The organism is Rothia sp. HMSC071F11 (genome assembly GCF_001809115.1).
GTDB lineage: Bacteria > Actinomycetota > Actinomycetes > Actinomycetales > Micrococcaceae > Rothia > Rothia dentocariosa.
This window is the reverse complement of the sequence record NZ_KV795730.1, coordinates 98,017-121,888: the sequence shown is the minus strand read 5'-3', so window position 1 is coordinate 121,888 and position 23,872 is coordinate 98,017. Positions and strand designations below refer to the sequence as shown.

At 55.8% G+C, this 23,872-nt stretch carries 20 protein-coding genes, 1 tRNA gene and 1 riboswitch; of the genes, 13 read left to right on the top strand and 8 right to left on the bottom strand.

The annotated features are described in order from the left end of the window. Positions 1 to 187: 187 nt before the first annotated feature. The gene (locus HMPREF2554_RS01530; RefSeq protein WP_013398698.1) at positions 188 to 2,389 is read right to left on the bottom strand and encodes a S9 family peptidase; all 2,202 of its coding nucleotides are present in this window, start codon (positions 2,387 to 2,389) and stop codon (positions 188 to 190) included. Positions 2,390 to 2,668: 279 nt separating this feature from the next. Here HMPREF2554_RS01530 and HMPREF2554_RS01525 point away from each other — a divergent pair, with 279 nt between their 5' ends. From HMPREF2554_RS01525 to HMPREF2554_RS01515, 3 genes are all read left to right on the top strand, one after another. Beyond that, a complete protein-coding gene (locus tag HMPREF2554_RS01525) occupies positions 2,669 to 3,565 on the top strand; it encodes an Abi family protein (RefSeq protein ID WP_080556870.1) in 897 nt (298 codons plus the stop codon). 351 nt (positions 3,566 to 3,916) lie between these two features. After that, positions 3,917 to 4,663, top strand: coding sequence for an SDR family NAD(P)-dependent oxidoreductase (locus HMPREF2554_RS01520; protein ID WP_041321715.1), 747 nt, complete (start codon positions 3,917 to 3,919; stop codon positions 4,661 to 4,663). Positions 4,664 to 4,791: 128 nt separating this feature from the next. Continuing rightward, the gene (locus HMPREF2554_RS01515; protein ID WP_041321717.1) at positions 4,792 to 5,220 is read left to right on the top strand and encodes a hypothetical protein; all 429 of its coding nucleotides are present in this window, start codon (positions 4,792 to 4,794) and stop codon (positions 5,218 to 5,220) included. Positions 5,221 to 5,355: 135 nt separating this feature from the next. On the opposite strand, the gene HMPREF2554_RS01510 is transcribed toward HMPREF2554_RS01515, so the two are convergent. From HMPREF2554_RS01510 to HMPREF2554_RS01490, 5 genes are all read right to left on the bottom strand, one after another. Continuing rightward, a complete protein-coding gene (locus HMPREF2554_RS01510) occupies positions 5,356 to 5,826 on the bottom strand; it encodes an SRPBCC domain-containing protein (protein ID WP_013398702.1) in 471 nt (156 codons plus the stop codon). Continuing rightward, a complete protein-coding gene (locus HMPREF2554_RS01505) occupies positions 5,823 to 6,143 on the bottom strand; it encodes an ArsR/SmtB family transcription factor (protein WP_013398703.1) in 321 nt (106 codons plus the stop codon). Before HMPREF2554_RS01505 ends, HMPREF2554_RS01510 begins: the two co-directional genes overlap by 4 nt. Before the next feature lie 143 nt (positions 6,144 to 6,286). Then, positions 6,287 to 7,081, bottom strand: coding sequence for a hypothetical protein (locus HMPREF2554_RS01500; protein ID WP_013398704.1), 795 nt, complete (start codon positions 7,079 to 7,081; stop codon positions 6,287 to 6,289). A gap of 9 nt (positions 7,082 to 7,090) precedes the next feature. Further along, positions 7,091 to 7,861 (bottom strand): hypothetical protein, encoded by a 771-nt coding sequence (locus HMPREF2554_RS01495; RefSeq protein ID WP_013398705.1) that lies wholly within the window; start codon positions 7,859 to 7,861, stop codon positions 7,091 to 7,093. Continuing rightward, a complete protein-coding gene (locus HMPREF2554_RS01490) occupies positions 7,858 to 8,859 on the bottom strand; it encodes an ABC transporter ATP-binding protein (RefSeq protein ID WP_013398706.1) in 1,002 nt (333 codons plus the stop codon). The genes HMPREF2554_RS01495 and HMPREF2554_RS01490 overlap by 4 nt, the downstream gene beginning before the upstream one ends. Before the next feature lie 580 nt (positions 8,860 to 9,439). Next, positions 9,440 to 9,553: riboswitch (SAM riboswitch) on the top strand. A 109-nt stretch (positions 9,554 to 9,662) separates the two neighbouring features. Between HMPREF2554_RS01490 and HMPREF2554_RS01485 the strand changes: the two genes are divergently transcribed. Beyond that, on the top strand, positions 9,663 to 11,009 hold the full coding sequence (locus HMPREF2554_RS01485; protein WP_013398707.1) for a bifunctional o-acetylhomoserine/o-acetylserine sulfhydrylase: 1,347 nt from the start codon (positions 9,663 to 9,665) through the stop codon (positions 11,007 to 11,009). A 95-nt stretch (positions 11,010 to 11,104) separates the two neighbouring features. After that, the gene (locus tag HMPREF2554_RS01480; RefSeq protein ID WP_013398708.1) at positions 11,105 to 12,388 is read left to right on the top strand and encodes a homoserine O-acetyltransferase MetX; all 1,284 of its coding nucleotides are present in this window, start codon (positions 11,105 to 11,107) and stop codon (positions 12,386 to 12,388) included. A gap of 124 nt (positions 12,389 to 12,512) precedes the next feature. On the opposite strand, the gene HMPREF2554_RS01475 is transcribed toward HMPREF2554_RS01480, so the two are convergent. After that, positions 12,513 to 13,328 carry a MerR family transcriptional regulator gene (locus tag HMPREF2554_RS01475; protein ID WP_004006211.1) on the bottom strand — a complete coding sequence of 272 codons (816 nt, stop codon included), beginning with the start codon at positions 13,326 to 13,328 and terminating at the stop codon, positions 12,513 to 12,515. A 95-nt stretch (positions 13,329 to 13,423) separates the two neighbouring features. Between HMPREF2554_RS01475 and HMPREF2554_RS01470 the strand changes: the two genes are divergently transcribed. Then, positions 13,424 to 14,188 carry an alpha/beta hydrolase gene (locus HMPREF2554_RS01470; RefSeq protein ID WP_070553690.1) on the top strand — a complete coding sequence of 255 codons (765 nt, stop codon included), beginning with the start codon at positions 13,424 to 13,426 and terminating at the stop codon, positions 14,186 to 14,188. Between the two features lie 100 nt (positions 14,189 to 14,288). Here the strand turns inward: HMPREF2554_RS01470 and HMPREF2554_RS01465 are convergent, their stop codons facing one another. Next, positions 14,289 to 14,531: an RNA-binding S4 domain-containing protein gene (locus HMPREF2554_RS01465; protein ID WP_239661872.1), complete on the bottom strand. Its 243-nt coding sequence runs from the start codon at positions 14,529 to 14,531 to the stop codon at positions 14,289 to 14,291. Positions 14,532 to 14,744: 213 nt separating this feature from the next. On the opposite strand from HMPREF2554_RS01465, the gene HMPREF2554_RS01460 reads away from it, so the two are divergent. The 7 genes from HMPREF2554_RS01460 to HMPREF2554_RS01430 all read left to right on the top strand — a co-directional run bounded on the left by HMPREF2554_RS01460 (position 14,745) and on the right by HMPREF2554_RS01430 (position 23,772). Further along, a complete protein-coding gene (locus HMPREF2554_RS01460) occupies positions 14,745 to 16,124 on the top strand; it encodes a glycine--tRNA ligase (protein ID WP_070553688.1) in 1,380 nt (459 codons plus the stop codon). 80 nt (positions 16,125 to 16,204) lie between these two features. Continuing rightward, the gene (locus HMPREF2554_RS01455; RefSeq protein WP_070553686.1) at positions 16,205 to 17,269 is read left to right on the top strand and encodes a GNAT family N-acetyltransferase; all 1,065 of its coding nucleotides are present in this window, start codon (positions 16,205 to 16,207) and stop codon (positions 17,267 to 17,269) included. 141 nt (positions 17,270 to 17,410) lie between these two features. Next, positions 17,411 to 18,577, top strand: a complete 1,167-nt coding sequence (dusB, locus tag HMPREF2554_RS01450; protein WP_048778667.1) for a tRNA dihydrouridine synthase DusB — start codon at positions 17,411 to 17,413, stop codon at positions 18,575 to 18,577. Between the two features lie 126 nt (positions 18,578 to 18,703). Next, on the top strand, positions 18,704 to 20,065 hold the full coding sequence (locus tag HMPREF2554_RS01445) for a deoxyguanosinetriphosphate triphosphohydrolase (protein WP_070553683.1): 1,362 nt from the start codon (positions 18,704 to 18,706) through the stop codon (positions 20,063 to 20,065). 106 nt (positions 20,066 to 20,171) lie between these two features. After that, entirely contained in the window at positions 20,172 to 22,202 is a 2,031-nt protein-coding gene (gene dnaG, locus HMPREF2554_RS01440; protein ID WP_070553681.1) for a DNA primase, read from the top strand. Between the two features lie 89 nt (positions 22,203 to 22,291). Continuing rightward, positions 22,292 to 22,364: transfer RNA gene (locus tag HMPREF2554_RS01435), tRNA-Asn, on the top strand. Between the two features lie 544 nt (positions 22,365 to 22,908). Next, positions 22,909 to 23,772: a phage holin family protein gene (locus HMPREF2554_RS01430; protein WP_070553679.1), complete on the top strand. Its 864-nt coding sequence runs from the start codon at positions 22,909 to 22,911 to the stop codon at positions 23,770 to 23,772. Positions 23,773 to 23,872: the final 100 nt, after the last annotated feature.

The window sequence follows — 23,872 nt, the reverse complement described above, 5'->3', positions numbered from 1 at the left end:
TATTCGCCGCTTTATTGGAATAAAGAGCCTTTTTGCGTCCCCAGGAAAGGGTATACCCGCTTATTTGGTAATCCCTAGGTGTGTGAGGATGAAGGCGTAGTCCCACGCGATCTCATGCCAGCGGGCTGGAGCATGCAGATTCCGAGCGCGCGAGGTACCAAATCTGCGTGCGGAAGGGTGTACCCGCTTATTTGGTAATCCCTAGGTGTGTGAGGATGAAGGCGTAGTCCCACGCGATCTCACGCCAGCGGGTATACCGCCCGGAGCCCCCTCCATGTCCGCCGGTCATATCGATCTTCAACAGCGGGGTGGGGGATGACGGGTCGATGGTTTCGCGCAGTTTTGCAATCCATTTGGCGGGTTCCACATAGAACACGCGCGTATCGTGCAGGCTGGTCACCGCCGCGATAGCGGGGTAGCGCACGGGGCGAATGTTCTCGTAGGGGGTGTAGGACTTCATGTACTCGTACACTTCCTTATCTTCAATGGGGTTGCCCCATTCTTCCCATTCCAAAGCAGAAAGCGGCAGGTCAGGGTCAAGGATGGTGGTGAGCGCATCCACGAAGGGAACCTGGGCAATTGAGACTGCATATTTCTCAGGAGCCAGGTTCAGCACGGCACCCATGAGCAACCCGCCCGCAGAACCACCGTAGCAGGCGATACGCGCAGGATCCGCCCATGGCTTGGTCGCCAGGTAATCGGTGACATCCACAAAATCAGTGAATGAGTTCTTCTTGTGAAGCTTCTTGCCGTTGAGGTACCAGGTGCGCCCCATCTCGCCACCACCGCGAATATGCGCAATCACGTACACCACTCCGCGGTCCAAAATAGACAACGTGGGGATGGAGAACATGGGGTCCATCGAAATTTCATAGGAGCCGTAAGCGTACTGAAGCACCGGATGCGGCTGTGTCAGGTCAAGATCGGCACGGTGAATCACCGAGATGGGGATGAGGGTTCCATCGGCGGCGGGTGCCCAGTCACGGTAGGCACGATAATCCTCACGCTGATAACCGCCAAGCACCGGGGTCTCGCGGCGCAGAAGCAGGGTCTGCGACATGGGGAAGTAATCGTATACGCGGCGTGGAGTTAGGAATGAGGTGTAGGCAATGCGGATAACCGGGGAATAGTTCTCGGCACGCAGCACGCCAGCGGTGTACAGTTCCTCATCGAACCCGGCAGGCTCCATGAACGTGATGCCTGCGGGCTTCTTGCGGCGCCACTGCACGGGCAGCTGCTCCCGCGGGGCAAGGAACAGGCGTGTGGTTGTATCCGCGCGGGCGGTCACCACCAGGTGGGTCGCAGAGAGCGTGAACCCTTCGAGGCGAACGTTTTCGCTGTGGCGAATCACCGGAACCCAACGCTTCGAATATTCCTCTAAAGATTCGCCTTCTTTCGGCATATCGGCGAGCACCAGCTCTGAGTTCAGCGCCTTATAGTCGTGCTGAATCAGCAGATGGGTTTCACCGGCAATCGTGATCGGCTCCGCCTGGTACTCAATGCGTGCATCCCTCGGAATGATCACGCGCGGCGTGCTCTTCGGGTCGGCAATAGGCACCAGGCTAACCTCGGTAAACTCGGAGTTACCGCTTGAGAGCACGATGGACGAACGGTCGGCGCTCATTGCTGAACCCAGCCACATGGTGGGGTCAGTTTCCTCGTAGATCAGGTGGTCTTCGGTGCCCGCCCCAATATCGTGCACATACACGCGGTAGGGACGCCACGAATCGTCCGGCACCGTGTACACGAGCTGCTGTGCATGGTTGATGAAGAACGACCCGCCGCTAATATTCGGGATGGTATCGGGCAGGAACTCGCCCGTTTCCAGGTTGAGGAAGCGCTGCTCGTAACGTTCGTCGCCTTTCTCATCAACCGAAATGCTCAGGAGTTTACCGTTACGCGAAGGCTGGAACACACCGAGTGCGAAGAACTCCATGTCTTTGGCATACTCATTGCAGTCAAGCACCACCGATTCGCCTTCCAGCGGCTCGCCGGGCTTAATAACCGGGGGAGTGTAGCGCACCACCTCGTCGCCCTCATGCAGGGCAGGGTAACGGTAGAAAATCGGGTACTGACCGCCGGGAACCATGCGGCTGTAATACCACCAATCGCCGATGCGATTCGGAACCGTCAAATCTGTGAGCAGGGTGCGGGACTTGATCTCTTCAAAGATGCGCTCGCGTAGAGGCTGCTGATCCGCTGTGACGGCGGCAGTGTAGTCTGCCTCCGCGTTCAGGTAGTCGAGGACTTCCTGGTCTTCTTTATCGCGCATCCACTCGTAATGGTCGATAAAAGTATCGCCGTGATACTCACGAATATGTTCAACCTTTTTAGGGACGGGAACGAGGGGAACTTCTTCTGCCGGTGTGGTGTTCGATGCGTCGCTCATGGGGCTCCTTGATTCGGGCTCGACTAGTTGGCGAATGCTTTGTTAGCTTGTTCTCTAGTGTAGCGACTTGAGAGGTAAATTACTGCCCTAGCACGGTTTTTGGGGTGATATTGGGATCAAGAACGTGTAGAATGGAGGCAATCGTTCAGCCCGCCTCGATTTACGTTGAGAGTGGGCTGGATCTCTTTTTGTATATCAAAGGCGGATACATTGGGAACAATACCTCTAAAGCCACCAACGACGCTTGAGCAGCAGATTGAGCGGTTACGTAAGCGGGGGATGAGCATCGAAGATGATATAGCTCAGCAGTGGCTAAGTAATATCTCTTATTACCGTTTGTCAGCGTATTGGTATCCGAATCGAATTATAACTAAAAATTCTGATGGACAAATATGTAGAGGTGACCTGTTTATGCCCAGAACCTCGTTTGAAGATGTTATAGCTCTTTACGAGGCTGATCGTAAGCTTCGTACGCTTATTCATGATGGTATCGAACGTATTGAAGTAGCTTTACGAGCTCGTATTGGTGAGTTGTTAGTTTCTGAAGGATCACTAAGTTATCGTAATAAGATTATATTTCGGCCTAATTTTAAACATGAAGAATGGCTAGAAACTGCTGATAAACGCGTTTCTCGTGCTATGCGACGTAATGAATCTATTAAGCATTATGCAGATCAATATGGTGGTCAATACCCTTTTTGGGTTCTTGCTGATGTCCTTGATTTTTCTGATATTTCAAAGCTTTATGAAGGGTTGAAAACAACTGATCAATATAAATTAGCGGAAGATTTAGGCGTGAATATTGACCTAAATCTGCTGTCCGCAAACCTGCGGAGGAAAACACTTCGCAGTCATCCACTTGTACGCTGGTTTGAGCAGCTATCCATTGTGAGGAATACATGTGCTCATCATGGAAGACTCTGGAATAAGTCTTTTACCCCTGCCTCTACCAATGCTTTGCGTACGGTACATGGGCTTTCTACTTTACCTGACGGGCAAAGTGGACGGATCTATGGAACTCTTGTCCTTATGGCATTTTTGTTGCGAACTATATCCCCTAATTCATCGTGGCAAGGAAAAATTGTTAATCTTCTTGAGGATAAATTTATACCGAATCCAATAGTATCCATGAAAAGCATGGGTTTGCCGAATAGTTGGTCCGGCTCCCTTTTATAGGCCTAATAAGAATTGTTATTCTTTTTAATAACTTGCCCTTCGGAGTTATTTGCAGTGCTAAAACTGTGCTATCAACTAGTTTGAGACAGATATATCCCGCAATAACGATGGTAAACCAGAAGGTTTTTACCAGGGGGTAAGTACTTCGTCAAAGAATGCCGGAACCAGCAGGCGAGCCCCACGGAGCCAATGCCTGCGCTGGACATAGAAATCTGCAGCGGTGTATCTGTCGACGCCATATCTAGGGATGTACGCAGTGACCCTTGATAGACAGCTCAACTTCCATTTCACTATGCTTGAAAGATGATGTTGAGTTTTCAGCGTCTTTCACAGCTCATGCAAGGAGGAAAAATGGCACAGATTGCTCTCGTCACCGGCGCAAGCCGCGGTATTGGTAAGGCGACCGCAGTTCGGGTGGTGAAGCTGGGGTATCACGTGATTGCGCAGCACCGTGCGGGAAACCCGGACTTTAGCGAGGTAGAGGCTGCCGCATCCGAGCGCGGGGTAAAAGTAACACCCGTACAGGCTGATTTCTCAGACCCGCAGTCCGTTTCTGCCCTCTTAACTCACGTGAAGGATGCGCTGGGTGGGGATACCCTCGACGTTGCTGTGCTCAACGCAGGTGTTGGTACGCAGGGAACCTTCCAGGAGCTCAACGGAGAGGCTCTGCGCAGTCTGCTGCAGATCAATACGGTTGCCCCCTACGAACTTGCTGCCGGGCTGGTGCCGCTTATGAGCGCACCGGGCGGGCGTTATATTTTCACCGGGTCGGTGCTGACTCGCTACGCGTTCCCTGCCATGACGGGCTACGGCATGAGTAAGATTGCACTGGAGTACCTGGTGCGTAATATGGCGGTTGAGCTTGGACCTCAGGGGATTACGGTGAACCTTGTGGCGCCCGGCGTGGTCGATACTGACATTAACGCCGCCTGGCTGCGCGATAATGCGGAGGCAGCCGAATTCGTGAAATCCGGCAACGCGATGAAGAAGGTTACCCAGCCTGAGGACGTAGCAGAAGTAATTGGTCTGCTGACTCAGAACGCATCGCAAACAATTACCGGGCAGATTATTGACGTCTCGATGGGCGATAAGCTCTAAATCCTGACGTCCGCGAGCAGGTAGGATTTGACCGAGTGAGTAGAAAAATCCTACCTGTTCCGGACAAAAACCACCTGCTCGCGGCGAAACTTTATGGTGTGAGAGGCACACATCTTGAGGAGTCACACATGTACGACTTTAAACGCGAGGGTTTTCCCGGTTTTCCTCTAGGGCAGAAGATTGAATTCTATGAGCGGAAACTCCCGGAGCCGAGGATGGTAGTTACCGATCTGCCGGGCACAGACAGGAGCATCCGTACACTTCATAGTCGCCTCGCTCTTGAAGGCTCAGAACATAGTAGTATCGCATGCCAACTCGGAGAAGACGACCTTATTTCTCTGATTGAAATCTCATGGGTTGATGGCGATGAATTCTCTTTTGAGGGGCTGCCTCTGGCTGAGCTTTCCGCCGAAGAACTCGTGGCTCAGCTGAGAGAACGGGGCATAGTTGCAGAGGTTGGTTCCGTGACGGTGGAACTGCCGGAACTTAATATTTCTTTCTTCTTTTTCGAGGATGTTCCCCGTACGGTCTCCTGGCAGACGCCTGAGGCTTTCTAGCATCTCTCAGTACTTTTGCGTATTCAGTTGTGCGCGGTGTCTATACCCTCCCGAGCAGGTGGTTTTTGGCTGAGTGGATAGAATTTTCCTACCTGCTCTGGACAAAAACCACCTGCTCGCAGGAGGCGTGGGGTTTTATTCGCCAGTTTCCAGAACTCGTTTGAGGCCCGCCAGCACAAACGACCAGCCCCGGGGCGAGGCCACATTCTGCGCCGTAACGGGAGAGTCTTCTAGGCGGTCGTGGGTGACCGTGAGTTTCGTGGCACCATCCGTCCACGGCTCAAGCTGCCAGGTAACGCGGCTTGCCGGTTCGTGTGCCGCATCGGGAAGATAAAGCGAGCGCCACTCTACGACGAGAAGCCGCGGTGGGTCAGACTCCAGAATCGCGCCGTCTCCCCAAACTTCCTTCCCATCTGGGGAAAGGTAGCGCAGGCGACCCGGCTCGTTCTTGGTGATTTCAACTCGTGAGCCAAAGAAATACTGGGAAGTGAATTCGGGCTGGGTAATTGCTTCCCACACGCGCTGCGGCGGGGTGTTTTGAATAATTACCGAGCTGATAATCCTCTGGGGACGTGGGGGAGTGTTTGGGTTATCGGCGGTGCTCATGATTCTTCCTCCTCTAAATTCTTCTGCAGGTCAAGAAGTGCTGAACTTTGGTGGGCGGTGTATTTATCGATCCAACGGTCGTGGATGCGGCGAATCGGCACAGCGTTGAGGTAGTGGAGCTTTTGGCGGCCTGAGCGCTGTGTGATCACAAGGTTTGCTTCTTCGAGGATGCTCAGATGCTTGGCCACTCCGAAGCGAGTCATTCCCAAACCTTCTTCAAGCTGTCCCTGAGTGAGGCCGCCGGTAGTGTAGAGCTTATCGAGCAGCTTTCTGCGGGTGGGGTCTGCGAGAGCTTTGAAAACTGCATCATCATCCATAACACGAGAATATGTGACTATATAGTCACATGTCAAGGGTGGGAGGTTATTTTGGGTACACACAAGCAGCAGATTTTTGGTCGAGAAGGTGATTTTCTCACCTTCTCGACCAAAAATCCGCTGCTCGCGGGAGACATAAGACCTCAGAGCAGGTTCGTGCGTGCACCGGAGCGGATGCGTCGCGCAGCGGCATGCACTAGGACAAGCCCCGCGAGTGCCCAAAGTACGCAGACTAACACCTCAGTCACGACTGTTGAATCCACCAACCCAGAGGAGCCACTCACCAAAGCAATCGTTCGTCCGCCGGGAACCAACGTACACAATGCCGCCAGCCACGCCGGGTATGCATCTATCGGCACGATCACGCCCGCGCTGATAGGCAGAAGCGCTCCTAAGATAGTTCCTCCCAGGTATGGGTCGGAGAGATAAAGCCCCAGCCCAGCGGCGAAAACACCCAGACATACGCCCGCCATAAGAGCCAGAGGTAAGAGTGTCACAGAACGCACAAGCATGGACAGGCTGCCTTCAAGGGAACCACCGAAACCGGCATAGGCAGTGGCAACACCCAGGTTCGTGATGCCAGTGATCAGAGCTAAAAGCGCGGGCATTGCAGAGACTCCCAGCCAATAAGCCGCATCAAACCGTCGAGCGGTGCACACCTGCTCGAACACTCCTAGCCAGCGGTCGGTCGCCGCGCGTGCCACAACGCCGGCCGCCACTCCGAGTACCACGCTTGCCAGGGCAGAGGCACATGCGATCCGCACAGGATCAGGTGCGGAAAGATCGCGTCCTAGTAGAACGCTGAACAGCACGCTCATCCCCGGTACGACCACGAGGGTGCTGAGTGCCGTGCCAACTGTGGCGAAGGTAATGGATGAAGACCATCCAACTTTGGCGGTACTGTTCAGGCGATAGAGAAAGTTCGTTCGTTTAAACATCGCAGCCTCCTAGATTGCGCCCAGAGTGCCATGCGCCGTTGCCGCGCGCAGGGCTCGCCTACCCAACAGATATGCCGCAAGCATCCAGAGGGCTGTGACCGCACAGGTTTGCAGTACAACGCTCAGAAAATCACCGAATGAGTTCATAGGCATTTGCCCAAGCAGAACCTTCACGGGTGCCTGAATCGGAATCAGCGTGCCGAGCTCATCAAGCCATGCAGGCGCGGAACTCTCGGTAAAAAGCACCCCGGCAGCCACGAAAACCGGCACGAGCAGCAGCTCCTCATAGGCGATAGCGTTCGGGGTTGCCACAAAGAACCCTGCAATCACGAAGGTCACCGCCAGACACGAGATCCACAGCAGCGGAAGGCCCACCAGATAGCGTGCACCCACCTGAGTAAAGTCCGTGAAATTTACCGAGAAGGTGCACAGCGCCCAGAAAGCCCAGGCCAATGGCAGGGCGGCAAGTCCAAAAATGGAGGCAGTTGAGACCACCGCTGCGAGCGCACGCAGCGGGTTCACGGCACCATTGAGCAGATACACGAACGTTCCCCGGTAGCGCTCGAAGTTGAGGATTCCGGCGGCAACAATGCACATGTTCCAGGTACCGATAATACCTGCGCGAGTCCAGGCGAGGGTCGCATCTACTGGCCAGGCACCGGCGGCGAGTGCTTGCAGGGCCGTTGCTCCAAAGGTGCTCAGCAGCAGTAACTGCAGGAAGTAGGGAACCGTGAGGAATTGGCGCAGGGAAAAGGACATTAGGCGAAGCTGCCGGTTCATCGTTTCAATCCTTCCGCCATAGCCAGATATGCCTCTTCGAGGGTGGCTGGGCGAGTATACAGCGGTGTGAGCATCTGAACCTCACGCTCAGTGAGAATACGGGTCAGCAGAGCCTCGGCGCGTTCGTTACTGAAGGGGTGCGGCTCTTCCGAAACAGAACGTTCATTCCAGTACACGGTGATCTCCCACTCGCTACCGTGCGGGGTTAGCAACAGTGTTCCCGCATCGCTCAAAGATCGGGCAAGTTCTTGAAGCACCGCCCCGGCATTCGCACCCACACGCCCGACAGTGCTAGCGGAGATTCCGGCGTGCGTAGTAATATCCGCTACCGTGCCCGAAACCGCCATGCGACCGGCACCGATGACCGTGACCCGATGCGCTAACTCCTCAATCTCGCCCAGCAGATGGCTCGTGAGTAAAATGGCGGTGCCGTCGTCAGCGAGGGAGCGAATTAGCTGGCGTATTGTCAGCGAAATATCTGGGTCAAGCCCGTTCGTCGGCTCATCCAAAAGCAGCAGTTTTGGCTCGCCCAGCAGTGCCCGCGCGATGTGCAGACGTTGTTTCATGCCGCGGGAAAACTCTTGTACTTTCTTCGCGGCGACATCTGCAAGATCGACCCGTTCCAAAGCGCTCGCCACCTGGGTGCGGCGTTTGCGCGCGCTAACCCCGGCAAGGTCGGCGAAGAAGAGAAGATTATCGCGGGCGGATGCTCGCGGATAGAACCCGGTATCCCCGCCGAGCGCAAGTCCCAGGGATGCACGCGCACGCTGGGGGTGTGCAAGCGCATCCACCCCGTCGATGCGAACGGTACCGCTTGTGGGAGTCAACAGTGTTGCGCACATCTGTACAATTGTTGTTTTCCCAGCTCCGTTGGGACCGAGCAGAGCATGAATTTCGCCGGAGCTTATACTGAGCGAAACATTATCGACAGCGGTGAAAACGTGTTCACCTTTGCCAAAGGTGCGGCATAGCTGTGCCGCGTCAAGAATTGTAGACATTGTGATAAAATCTTGCGGTGCTTAGTCACCCGAAGCCTCTTGAGCACGGTGTTCGCACGCCTGCAATATGTGGGACGGGTGAGATGAATAGTCGTGAGAGAGGCACTTCGTAGTGCCTGAATAATCCCAAGTCACCGACTGCAGATGCGGAAGGTATAACAATGAAACCCTCAGAACTTTGGTGTTCAAGGTGCTCACTATGCGCTCCTGGAATGTATCGAACCAAAGCAGGGTTATTTCTGAAATTTTTAAAGCCCACCATCTGGGCGGGCATTCCGCGAGCCGGTGCGACTTTAGCGGGAGGTCATACCTCATCACTCCTAGATTCAAGGTTTCCATCAGTGTAGCATGGCTCACGGTTGTCTACACTGATGGTAATTTAGCGGCGGCTAACTGCAGATCACATGGCTTTAGCGGTTAGGGTATAACATACGTACAGTCACAAGCGCATAAGTATTGGTGCTTCTCCCAAACAATAGGCTGTCGCGAAAACAGTTCATAAAACGTCATCTTTGCAACAATGCGCCGAAAACACGCATCCCGCTTGACCATGTGCGCTTCCTATGAAACTCTAGATGCAGGTCATGAGAGCCAGTGATAAGCCCCAGCTAGCTGGCCGGCAACCCTCCTCCGCGGTGGGGTGCCCTGGGTGAGGACCAGGCGTTGAACACAAAGTACAACGCAAGCGCGGGACCGATGTGCCCGATTCTGGTACATCGTTTTTTCGTTTGCAGAGAAGAAAACCCAAGAACTCTGTACCGAAATCGGCATGCGGCCCCCTGAACTATCACAAGGAGCTTCGCATGAGCAACACTACAGTCCCGACTCCCGCCAACCCCGCCGGTTGGAAATTTGAAACCCGCCAGATTCACGCGGGGCAGGCACCGGATGCCGCAACGGGAGCTCGGGCGTTACCTATCTACCAGACCACCTCGTTCGTTTTCGAGAACGCAGAACAGGCCGCTAACCGTTTCGCTCTAGCTGAGCTTGGGCCTATCTATACCCGTTTGAACAACCCCACCCAAGAGGTTATTGAAAACCGCATCGCATCCCTTGAAGGGGGAGTAGGGGCGCTTTTGCTGGCCTCAGGCCAAGCGGCTATTACCTATGCGATTCTCAACATTGCGGGTGCGGGCGACCATATCGTGGCTTCCCCATCGATTTATGGGGGAACCTACAACCTACTTAAATACACGCTTGCCGACCTCGGCGTTGAAACTACGTTTGTTGAAAACCCGGACGACCTGCAGCAATGGCGCGATGCGGTTCGCCCCAACACGAAACTCTTCTACGGAGAAACCGTACCTAACCCCCGGAACGATGTGCTCGACATCGAGCCTATCGCCCAGATCGCCCACGACAATGGCGTTCCCCTAATCGTCGATAACACTGTTCCCACTCCTTACCTTGTGCGCCCCATCGAATTTGGTGCGGATGTGGTAATCCATTCCGCCACGAAATATCTGGGTGGGCACGGCACCTCAATCGGCGGCGTTATCGTGGACTCCGGGAATTTTGACTACGGAGCCAATCCCGAAAAGTTCCCCAAGTTCAACGAGCCAGCACCTGGCTACCATGGTCTAGTTTATGCCCGTGACTTGGGCAAAGACTCCGCCTTCGGTGCGAACCTTTCCTATATTCTCAAGGCGCGAGTTTCGCTTCTGCGCGACACCGGGGCGGCGATCTCTCCAACCAACGCCTTCAACATTGGTATCGGTCTAGAGACCCTTTCGTTGCGCATCGAACGCCATATCGAGAACGCTACTAAAGTCGCAAACTGGCTGGAGGAGCACCCGCTGGTCGATCAGGTGATCTGGGCCGGTCTGCCTTCCTCGCCCTGGTACGAGCGAGCCCAGAAGTACCTGCCGAAGGGGCCGGGCGCTGTTGTGGGATTCACCCTCAAAGACGCCGACTTGGAACAGACCCGCACCTTTGTGGACGCCCTGCAGCTGCACTCCAATGTAGCGAATATCGGCGATGTACGCTCGCTCGTGATTCATCCCGCATCCACCACTCACTCGCAGCTTTCTGAAGAAGAGCTAGAGGCAATCGGTGTGAGCAAAAACTTTGTGCGCCTCTCGGTAGGTATCGAAAATATTGACGACATTATCGCAGACCTTGAATTGGGCTTTGCAACTCTGAACGCCTAACCTGCACCGCCGCGACCGGGCTGCACAGTAAATGCCCGGTCGCGGTATCGGTTTCTCGCCTGCCATTACCAACTACTGGTTATCGAGGAGAAAACATGACGGAAAATATCGTACACGCCACCTATCTGTCGCAACTGCAGTATCCCAGCGCTCAGGGGTACCTGCGGCAGATGGCGATCGGTGATTTCACCCTCGAAAACGGTACCGTGCTTCCACAGGTAAACATTGGGTACGAAACGTGGGGAACTCTTAATGAAGCTGGGGACAACGCGATTCTTATTCTGCACGCCCTCACCGGCGACACCCATGTTTCGCGCGGGATTCCCACATCGGATATGCCTGCACCCAGTATTCGCGCAGTCGAAAGTGATGGTTGGTGGGAAGGTATTGTGGGGCCGGGCGCGGTGGTCGATACTACCAAGTATTTTGTGATAGCTCCCAATATCTTGGGCGGATGCTACGGTTCGACTGGTCCGGCAAGCATCGTACCCGAGGGGTACCCGGGCGCCGGAAAACCCTGGGGATCACGCTTCCCTTACGTCACTATTCGCGACTCGGTACGAGCCGAAGCCGAACTTATCGCCCGGTTGGGGATTAAGAGTTTTCACCACGTAATCGGCGGATCGCTCGGCGGGGCACGCGCTATCGAATGGGCGGCAACCTTCCCCGAGCTGGTACGCGGATGCGCAGTTATTGCCGCCGGTCCCGCTGCTACCGCCGAACAGATTTCCTGGGCGCACACCCAGAACCTCGCCATCCGTGCTGATGCCAATTTTGCTTCCGGCGATTATTATGGGGGAGCGGCGCCCACGGCCGGGCTCGCGCTGGCGCGGCGCATAGCCCACACCACCTACCGCAGCCCAGCAGAGTTGGAGCACCGCTTTGGGCGGCAGGCAAACCGCGGAGAATCCACCGACGGCGGGTCCATCGGTGAGAACCGCGGACGATATGCGGTCGAAAGCTACCTAGACCACCACGGCGATAAGCTCGTTGAGCGTTTTGACGCCAATAGCTACCTTGCCGTGAATGAGGCGCTAATTTCACATGATGTTGCACGCGGGCGCGGCAGCCTCTCGCATGCGCTTGCGCTCAGCGACTGCAAGTGGACTATCGCCGCCGTAAGCACCGATCGCCTGTTTTTTCCGCACGAATCGTACCGTCTGGCGGAGGCGCTGCCGGTTCCCGTGAAAGTCGATATTATCGAATCCGACCACGGTCATGACGGTTTCTTAGTCGAATCCCGCCAGTTGGAGGCGATTCTCGCTAAGGCTCTCGGAGTCCCGGTTCCCGAGCGAGAGCGCGCTGTCGATGAAGAAAAATCCTTTCAAGATATAGCTGCTCTTTTCGGTTCGCCTCTTGAAACACAAAAACAGAACTAGCTTTCGTTTTTATATATCCGAACATAGAAACCGTACATAAAAGCCTTGTGAGGACTATATTTCGGCGTGAAATAAGTCCCCACAAGGCTTTTTGTACGGTACCGATAATTGTGAATGGACGAGGTTAGCACCAGGTCACATTCTCGGGGTCAAGGCCGTGGGCGCGGGCATTCTCGTAGATGATGTCCCGTAACCAGACAGCCAGTCCCGCAGCGAGCTTCTCGTAGTGCTCGTTGAAACGGGCGTCCTCAACATAACCGCGTGCCAGAATTGCGTGCTTGGCGGGGGTTACCTCGAAGAAGAAAAGTGAGGCGCGGTGCCGCTCGGCAAGCGCATTCGCTTCCTCACTGCCCGGCTGCACGCCACGAGTGAAAGCCTCGACGAGGGCTTGCTCAACTGCGTCAAGCTCCTGCTTGCCCTTCACCCAGTCGGTGCGGCTCATGGCCGCAGTACGGCGTTGGTATTCAGCCCAATCGTCGGTGTGCCCGTAACGTTCCTGCGCTTCTTGCTCACGTGCGGGGCTGAACCCGTCTCCCATAATTTCTGCTTTTTCTGCAGCGGTGAGCTGTTCGTTCTTAGGTGCCATTGCATCCTCCAAAAGTTGATCTAGTGTTGTTAGCATGCGCTCATAGGCGGCCATTTTGCGCTGGAGCATATCTCGCTGGGCGAGTAGATGCTCGGTGCTGTTCGCTTCGTCCTGCAGTACGCTGCGAATGGCTTCAAGGCTCATGCCAATGGCGCGATACCCCATAATGACGGTGATGCGCTCAAGATCGGCATCACTGTAGTAGCGGTATCCGTTGAGCTCATCGTGCGCGGGGCTGATCAGACCCCGCTGTTCCCAGTGGTGAAGCGTGCGCACGGTCAGCCCGTGCAGGGATGCAGCCTCTCCTACGGTGTACTCGTGCTGCCCGCCATCTGGTGTAGTGTTCGCGTCCATGTTTTTACTGTAGATCCTGACGTTGGGTGAGGGTCAAGCCTTGAGCGGAAATCTATTTCGGTTGTTTATGGCAGGCTCCTCGGTAAGATGAAGATATGAGTGAAAATACGTACATTGTCGAATATTCCCGACCCGAGGATGAACGCGCCGGAACCCACCTGGTGCTTCTGCTGCATGGGTACGGTTCGCATGAGAAAGACCTGCTGTCGCTAGCTGAACATCTGCCGCAGGAGGATATCACCTATGCGGGAATGCGCGCCCCGCAGCCGGTAGGCACCCAGTTTTCGGCGGACACAACCGGTGCCCACATTCCCGCCGAGGCCACAGGTTACCAGTGGTACCCACTGGATCAACAGCTCAATGCGGATGTGCGGACCATAGAACAGGCCAGCGACTACGTCCTGGAGTGGGTCGAGCAGCACGAATCACACTATGCTTCGGTCGCGCTGGTGGGGTTCTCGCAAGGCATGGCGGTGGCGACTTCTATGGCGCGGCATCGCCCAGGAAAATTTGCTGCACTGGTGGGGCTCTCCGGATACGCGGTCGAATCGGACTCTCCTTATTTCAAGGACGACGAGCTCAAAGCCACCGAGCTGCCCGTTTTCTACGGCAGGGATCAGGAAGACCCTATTATTCCGCAGCCCTTCGTGGATTACACCTACGAGTGGATTCGCGCGTACACCGACGGCATCAAAGTTCTGTATGCGGGTGCCGGGCACGGGGTAAGCGCCCTGGAAATTCGCCATGTGGGCGAGTTCATCGACGTGAAGGTGCTGGGAAACGCGCCGCGCATCCGTGCCGAGAAGGTTGCGGATGCCGCAGATAATGCTGGGGTGTCAGAGCAAGAATCTGCCGACTAAAAGAACCTGAATAACGCATCTTGGGTTGTATAACGCACCATCTGGCGGTGCGTTATACAACCCAAGATGCGTTATTGCGGGAGGGGAAAGGACAGAAAACCTAGTCCCGAGCCACCTGCACACTTACCCCGTTGAAGCTCACCGTATCGCCCGGATGCAGCTGCTTGCCCCGCGCCTCCTCAATCTGCCCATTGACCTTTACCAGCCCATGCTGGATTACTTCGCGTGCCTGCGCACCGTCTTCGACCAGATTGGCCAGCTTCAAAAACTGTCCCAGACGAATCATTTCGTCACGAATATAGATTTTCTCCATGTCACCAGTGTATCGGCGGGAGGGTGCCATGTGCGGCAGTCATACTAACCCGCCATGTGTCCCTCATGTACACGCTCTAACTAAACACTGTCTACCGTTACCCAGAAACTACACGGCAAGACGGGTACGCAATGATACCCTAGTATCTTGTACTTGTGACCGTATATCCCGGCGCTTACCGCGCGCGGAAGAACACTGAACTCACGCACGCCACAGCCGGTGGCGGGGCATAAAGGAGTAAACATGGCAGAAAAGTCCACTCTCGACAACGTTATTGCGCTCGCTAAGCGCCGCGGCTTCGTCTTCCAGGCGGGTGAAATCTACGGCGGTTCCCGCTCTGCATGGGATTACGGTCCCCTCGGCGTGGAACTGAAAGAAAACATCCGTCAGCAGTGGTGGCAGCGTTTCGTGCGCTCACGCGCAGACATGGTCGGGCTGGACTCTTCGGTAATCCTGCCTCGCCCGGTGTGGGAAGCATCCGGACACGTGGCAACCTTTATGGACCCGCTGGTGGAATGCCTCTCGTGCCACAGGCGCCAGCGCCAAGACCACCTGATTGAGGCATTCGAGGCTAAAAAGGGGCGTGCACCTGAAAATATGGGTGAGGTTGTCTGCCCGAACTGCGGCACCCGCGGCGAATGGACCGAGCCGCAGAACTTTTCGGGGCTGCTGAAAACCTACCTGGGGCCTGTCGATAACGAAGAAGGGCTGCACTTTCTGCGCCCCGAAACCGCGCAGGGCATCTTCGTAAACTTCAACAATGTGGTGACCGCGGCCCGTAAACGTCCGCCCTTCGGTATCGGGCAGATCGGTAAGGCGTTCCGCAACGAGATCACCCCCGGCAACTTCATCTTCCGCACCCGCGAATTCGAGCAGATGGAGATCGAATACTTCGTTCACCCCGACGAAGCAGATAAACACTTTGACGCATGGGTTGAAGACTGCTGGAACTGGTTTGTTGACTTGGGTATTAACCCCGAGAACATGCGCCGGTTCGATGTTCCTGAGGACGACCGCGCGCACTACTCGGCGGGCACCATCGACATTGAGTACCGTTTTGGTTTCCAAGGCGGCGAATGGGGCGAGCTCATGGGTGTGGCAAACCGCACCGACTACGACCTGGGCGTGCACAATGAGCACTCGAACGCGAAGCTCGAATACTTTGACCAGGCCAGCGGCGAACGCTACGTGCCCTACGTCATCGAACCTTCCTTCGGCCTGACACGCTCTATGATGGCGTTCCTTGTCGATGCTTACGTTGAGGATGAAGCACCGAACACTAAGGGCGGCGTCGATAAGCGCGTGGTTCTCAAACTTGATCCGCGCCTGGCGCCCGTGAAGGCTGCCGTTCTGCCCCTGTCGAAGAAACCCGAACTCTCCGAGCCCGCCCACAAGCTGGCAGCCGACCTGTGCGGTGCATGGAATATCGACTATGACGAGGCGGGGGCTATCGGCCGCCGCTACCGCCGTCAAGACGAAATCGGCACCCCGTTCTGCATTACCGTAGACTTCGATACTTTAGAGGATCAGGCGGTCACCATCCGTGAGCGTGACACCATGAGCCAGGAGCGCGTGGCACTCGATCAGGTGAAGGCATACCTGGCGGCGCGTCTGGCCATATAGATTCTTTTCAATATGTACATGGGCGGGGTTCTCTGCAACGGAGAGCCCCACCGGTATTTTCACTCAGTCACTAGGATCTGGTGCAGAACCTAGCCGATACGTACAATAGTGAGAACCCTATCCTCGCGGTAAAACCCGCGCATTCTGCGGAAGAAAGGCACCCCATGAACACCTACGAATTTCGTCCCTGGCGCGAAGGCGACGATTTAGAGCTTCTGCAGGTGTGGGGGGATCCGCGAAGCGAGCAGGAGGCGCAGCAGCGCGCATCGTTCGGAGAGGCCTCAGACGCCCCTTTTAGCCGAACCCTTGTGGTCACCGATTCGGGTGTGCCTATCGCCGCTGGCGTGGTGACTGCGTCACTTCTGCACCCACAACGCCTGTGGGCTTATCTTGATGTTGCCGAAGGGCACCGCCGCGCCGGGTTAGGTACCGAGCTTTTAGACCGGCTGCGTGAGATCGCCGTCGAAAACGGGCAGGTTCCGAACCTCCGCGTGAAGCTGGCACCATTTAGCACCGGTGAGGAATTTGCCCAGGCAAAGGACATGAAAATGATTCAACGCTCGCGTCTGGTTCATATTGATGCGGGCGCGATTCCGCCAGTGCCCCTGCGTGAGGATGAGAACGGCAAACCCACTCAGGCGATTGAGGATTTGGCGACCGGCTCGGTTGAGCTGACCTCGAAGCTCTGGGAGTTCTACCGCGATTCGCATGATTGGGATGTTCCTGCCGAGGTCGGGTTAGGGACCGTAAACCGGTATTTCCTCTCGGATGAGGCACGCGCCTTCGGGGCGCTGGTACTGCGCGATAACATTCAGCAGGCTGAGAAAGAGGGGAAGAAAGGCGAAATCATTGCCTTTGCGGTGAGTTATCACCCCTTTGAGACCGACCCTGCCGCCGCGCTGGTCGATGAGAATACTGCGACTGAGGTTTTGCTCGGATATGACATGCAGAACGAAGGCGCGGTCGAGGCTATTATGCAGCTTCTTTCGCTGTTGACGGCGCAGTACCCGGTGTTGGTTGAGGTAGACGATTCGATGACCGCTCTCGTGGAGGTAACCGATGTTCTTCTGCGTGCCGGAACCGCGAGCGTGGAAGGTGACCCAACCTATATTTACGCAAGCGATTATCCGGGTGCCGCTTCCTAAAGAACAAAGTGCCCAGAAGAGGCCCCAGAAAACTCGCAGCGTGAGGGCTTGACAACCTTGCCGAACGCTGACCGGTGCGCCTGTCGTGAACCGGGGTAGGTGCATCCGTGCCGATTTGCGTGTGTATGCCACAATATAGAGGTGAATTCTGAAGCCTCCCACCTGAAATTACCGCCGCTGAAACTCGGTAAACTGACCGTTGAAACGCCCGTGGTGCTCGCCCCGATGGCGGGTGTGACGAATAAGGCGTTCCGTCGTCTGTGCCGCGAGTACGGCGGTGGATTATATGTGACCGAGATGGTGACGGCGCGTGCCCTCGTGGAGCGCAAACCCGAGTCGATGCGTATTATCGAACACGATGCGGATGAGCAGATTCGCTCCATCCAGATCTACGGGGTAGACGCGGTTAACGTGGGTAAGGCTATTCGGCTGGTCGTAGAAGAAGATCGTGCGGATCATATCGACTTGAACTTTGGGTGCCCGGCGCCGAAAGTCACAAAACGCGGCGGCGGCGCGGCGCTTCCATGGAAAACCGATCTCTTCACCGCGATTGTGCACACAGCGGTCAAAGAAGCATCGCGCAACGATATTCCCCTGACCATCAAGATGCGTAAAGGTATTGATGATGACCACATCACGTTCCTTGAATCCGCTAAGATCGCCCGGGATGCGGGTGTCGCTGCCATAGCCCTGCACGGGCGCACCGCTGCCCAACACTATTCGGGAACAGCGGACTGGGACTCCATCGCACAGCTTCGCGAGGCAATTCCAGACGTTCCCATCTTAGGCAACGGCGATATTTTCGCCGCCGAAGATGCCGTGCGCATGGTCGAACAGACCGGTGTGGACGGCGTGGTGATTGGGCGCGGCTGCCAAGGGCGCCCGTGGCTTTTCGGTGATCTGCAGAATGCTTTTGAGGGTAGCACCGAGCGTATCCGACCTACTCTGAGTGAGGTTGCCGCAATGATTTACCGGCATGCCGAGCTGCTTGTTGAGACTTTTGCGGATGAGTACAAGGGACTGCGTGAGATCCGTAAACATGTTGCCTGGTATTTCAAAGGTTACCCGGTGGGCGGCGAGCTGCGTGCCAAGATGGCGACCGTACCTGATTTAGAGACTTTCCGTGAACTGCTGGGGCAGCTTGATCACAGTATTGGGTATCCGGGGGCTGCGGTTGAAGGTTCGCGCGGCCGAGCCGGGAGTCCGAAGAAACCGCATCTGCCGGATGGGTGGCTTAATTCTCGTATTCTGGGGGATGCTGAAAGGCTTGGGCTTGTGGAGGCGGAGCTTGATATTTCAGGCGGCTAATCCGTGGGAAGCGGGCTGGGCTGGAAAAGATGAGAGGGGCAAAGGTCTTGCTTCTGCACAAAATAGTGTTTAGATAGATGGTAGAAAAGGGCGGTGTGAACACCGAGATGAAGAAACGGAGGAGCGATGACTCGCATTGCCGAAGAAGGGCAGGAACGTTGGGAATGGAACCTGCCCGCAGGGTACACCCCTGACGATTCGGAACGCTGGGTGCCCGAAATACATCCGTTTCGGGATCGTACCCCCTTTGAACGTGATCGTGCCCGTGTGCTTCACTCCTCTGCGCTGCGGCGTCTAGGCGCTAAAACTCAGGTCATGAACCCGGATACTGATGATTTCGTGCGTACCCGTCTCACCCATTCCCTTGAAGTTGCCCAGGTCGGGCGCGAAGTGGGCCGGATGCTCGGATGCGATCCAGACGTAGTTGATACTGCTTGCCTCTCTCATGACCTGGGGCATCCGCCCTTTGGACATAACGGTGAACGTGCCCTGAACAAGATCGCCGCCCATATGGGCGGGTTCGAGGGCAACGCCCAAACCCTTAGGCTGCTCAGCCGCCTTGAACCGAAAGTGATCGCCGAACATGACGTATCTGCGGGGCTGAACCTGACACGAGCATCCCTGGACGCCACCTGCAAATACCCGTGGACACGCACAGACGCACCACGTCGCGCAGACGGCACCCAAACCCACAAATTCGGTGTCTACGAGGATGACCTGCCGGTCTTCGAATGGTTCCGCGAGGGCGCGCGTGACGCCGGGGTAGAGTCCCAGCGCAAATGCCTGGAAGCGCAGGTTATGGACCTTGCCGACGATATTTCATACTCGGTGCACGACGTTGAAGATGCAGTCTTCGGCGGGCATGTGCAGTTAGAACAGCTGCGTGAGGCGAAGCATCGGCAGGCCGTCTTCGACATGACCCGCCAATGGTATCTTCCAGATGCCACCGACGAACAGCTGGACTCAGCGCTTTGCCGCCTAGAGACCCTGAACCGGTGGGTTCCGTGCATGACCGGTTCGCGCGCCTCCCTGGCACAGTTCAAGGGACTTACCAGTAAACTTATCGGTCGTTTCGCCTGGAGCGCCGTGGAGGCGACCCGCGAACGTTACGGGCGAAACGCCCCGCTAACCCGCTATAGCGCCGAACTGATCGTACCGGAAGATACCCGAGATGAAATCGCTGTCATGAAGGGGATCGCAACCGCATTCGTTATGACGGTGCGCGACGCCCAACCCCATTACGAACACCAGCACGAAATACTGGGTATCCTAGTCGAAGCACTATACGAAGATTCCCAGCGTGCATACCCTCAGTACATCGACAGCATCTTCAGAACGGACTACGCGCAGCTGGGGACTCATGACGACGACGCACGCCTGCGCCTCGTCATTGATCAAGTGGCATCCCTAACCGACAGGTCGGCGGTTGCGCTTTACACCCGCATCAACGGAACCCCCTGGATGCTGGGAGAGAAGCCCTTGTGGTAGCCGCAGCCTTCCACGCGGCAAAGACAAGACAGAGACCCCGTGCATAGACGGGCATGAAATACCTTCTAAAACTGCTATTACAGCACGGTGCAGCAGAAATGAGACGATGGCTGGACTAATCCGCAAAGAAGACATTGATGAAGTACGCGCCCGTACTGATATCCGCGAAATCGTTGAGGGATACGTAACCCTCAAAGGTGCAGGTATCGGCGCGTACAAAGGGCTGTGCCCGTTCCACGACGAACGCACGCCCTCCTTCAATGTGCGCCCGCAAATGGGCACCTACCACTGCTTCGGATGCGGAGAATCCGGTGACGTCTACTCCTTCGTCATGGCGATGGAACACACCGGGTTTACCGAAACCGTTGAACGCTTAGCGGCGCGTATCGGATACACCCTGCACTATGAAGGTGGAAACCCGCGAGACAGGTACGAAGCAAGCTTGCGCCGTCGACTTCTCGACGCACACAAAATCGCCGCAGAGTTCTTTGAACGCAGCCTCTACTCAGCGAACGCAGGGGAAGCACAACGCTTTCTCGGAGCTCGCGGGTTCGACCCAGCCGCCACCAAAACCTTCGGGGTCGGATACGCCCCCCGTGGCTGGGACAATCTGCTCAAACATCTGCGTTCCCAAGGATTTACCGACGAGGAACTGCGCGCTACCGGTATGTTTTCTGAGGGAAACCGCGGCCTCTACGACCGTTTTCGTGGGCGCATCATCTGGCCCATCCGCACCGTAGCGGGCGAAACCATCGGATTCGGGGCACGCCGTCTCTTCGACGACGACCAAGGACCCAAATACCTCAACACCCCCGAAACACCGCTATACAAAAAATCGCAAGTGCTCTACGGCATCGACCTCGCCAAACGTGAGATGACCAAAACCAAACAGGTCGTCATCGTCGAAGGCTATACCGATGTTATGGCGGCACACCTAGCAGGCATCAAAACCGCCGTAGCAACCTGCGGCACCGCCTTCGGTGCGGGGCACATCAAAGTGGTACGCCGCATGATCACCGATGACGGCTCCGGCGGAGAAATTATCTTTACCTTCGATGGCGACGCCGCGGGGCAGAAAGCCGCGCTCGCAGCGTTTGAAGAGGATCAGCGTTTCGTGGCACAAACATACGTGGCGGTCGCCCAAGAAGGTATGGACCCGTGCGATCTTCGCCTGCACAGGGGCGATGCGGCGGTACGATCCCTCATCGCCTCTCGCCGTCCGCTCTTCGAATTCGTCATCGACACAACCCTCAAACGCTTCGACCTGACGACCCTAGAGGGGCGTGTGCTGGCGATGCGCGCCATCGCGCCCATTATCGCCGGAATCAGGGACCGCGACCTGCGCCCGGCCTATATGCGTAAAGTCTCCGGACAGCTTGGTATGGAACTTGAGGAAATACAGCGTGCGGTTGCCTACGCCCAGCGCCACCCGCAGCAGAAAAAACGTTACGAACCGGTGGCTCAGCAGCCCCAAACGCCCCGGTACGAGCAGGTATCTGGATACGGTCAGCAGGTTCCGCAGAACTACTCAGCTCAGCCGTGGAACGCATCTGCTGGAAACCCTGCGCCTCAGCCAGAAGGGTCCGCGAACCCCGGAAATACTATGCCAGACACTCACGGTGATGCTAGCGTGGCAAATACCGCCGGGGGAGAGCCAATACTCGCCCCCGACCCCGCCGACCCCGTGGCTCGTCTCGAAAAGGCCGCGCTCGAAATCGCCCTGCAGCATCCTCACTTGATGAGCGTATCCCAGTGGCAGGAATTCGCCCGCGTAGAATTCCGCTACCGTATGCACCGTGAAATTTCTCGAGGCATCATACACGCGGCCTCCACGGTAGCGCCTGCCGCCGGGGTTGAATGGCTCAACGTAGTGCGTTCTGGTACTATCGCCGAGGTACACCCCGCGATCGCCGAACTGAGTGTAGCGGCGCTGCCCATAGCCCACGAAGAGCACCTCCCCAGGTTTATTGAGGGTACTCTCAACAGCCTCTTTATCCACCAGATCACCCGACAGAAATCCGACCTCATGATGCGTCTGGAGCAGCTCAGTTCGGCCTCTGACGGTGAAGAGTATGCGCACGTGCAACGAGAGCTTTTAGAGCTTGAAATGCGCCGCAGAACACTCACAAAAAACTAGTAAGGTACATCACTATACCCTAAGTTGCGGAGGCAACAAACAGCCGGTATAGTTATTACTCGTTGCGGACAAACGCCGTAACGGGATAATCCCCCGTAGCTCAATTGGCAGAGCATTCGACTGTTAATCGAAGGGTTACTGGTTCGAGTCCAGTCGGGGGAGCTTATTAAAGGGCCTCAGGTTACACCAGAGGTCCTTTCTCTATATGTTGACTGGAACCAGTAACCCACTTCGCCCTGCGAAAGCGCTGGGGCGCTTCCTATCGGGCTTCGTCTATTTCGAGTCCAGTCGGGGGAGCATTTAAAAGCCTCAGAGCAAAGCTCCGAGGCTTTTTTGTATGGTGACTGGATTTTGCCAGTAACCCGCTCCATGTTTTCTCAACGCTGGAGGGCTCTAAATACCTTCGCACAAGAACCCTCTCGCGCATCAAACATCTCTGTTTCGAACACTATATGAATGCATACGCATAAAAGTTTTCGAGAAATTACACAGCACACGGTAAAATGCGAAAGATACCCTACGCACCATAAAACCGTGTACTGCCGCCTTCTGAAGATTTGATGGGAGCAGAAAAACCATACGGTTTGGTTGGTGTGATCGCTGGGGCGGCTGTGTAACAACACACCTGCGGTAAGAATAGAGCTAGAATAATAACCGTGGGGTGCTAAACAGAAGCTCCACACAGAACAATCACGGAGAGGTGGGCATGACCACAAACACTAATCCCCAAGGCATACGAGCAGGCATTGCAGGGATTAAGTCAAGTATCGCGGGTCTCTTTGATGCCGCTAAGGTACTTAAAACCCTAGGTATTAACCAGGTCAAAGACGAAGTCCAGATTGCAAAGCACGAGCTTAAGACCAAAGGCATCGCTCTTGGCAAAGGTGCAGCGTTCCTCGCCGTCGCAGCTGTTTTTGCGTGCTTCATGGTCATCGCTATTATCGGTCTGCTTATCTTCCTCCTTGGACAGCTTGTACCTTTATGGGCCTCAGCGCTGATTTGGGCAGGCGTCTTCCTCATTATTCTCGCCATTTTAGGGCTTATCGGATATAAAAAAGTTAAAGCCCAGCTGCCCTTTGCTCCCGAATCGGCAATCTTCGGCGTTCTCTTTGATCTCGGCGTGCTTCGTGAAGGCAGCGCAATGACAGCCTCCCGTTTGAAACAAGAGCAGGCTGAACGGGCAGCGCGCAAGCAGGCAGAGCGTGAGGCCGCAGCAGAGAAGGCACGCCAAGAAGCTGAGGAGCGTAAGGCACGCGGCGAAGAAGAACCCAAGCCGCTCACCATTGAGCAGATTCAGCAGCGCACTAAAGAACGTCGCGCACACCTTGCAGCTTTGCGCGATGATATGCAGAAGTACGCACAGAATGCTCAATCCTTCACCCAATCAACCGTAGACTCCGCAAAGACCGGTGTGCAGAACGCGCCCAGCAGCGCGGCTACCGTTGGGCGCAACATGGTCAGCAACGCATCCAAGCCTGAGGTTGTTAAGGCTCGGTGGAAGTCCTTCGCAACTCTGGGCGCATCGCTCTCCGCAGTCGTACTCTTCCTCCGAAAGATTGTGCGACGCTAACGCAAGTACCTGCACCACAAACTCCGTATATTGGCCCGTCACCTCTGCGGTGGCGGGCCATTTTTTGAGGGTTTTTGGAGAGACTCTCAGAGAACTCCAA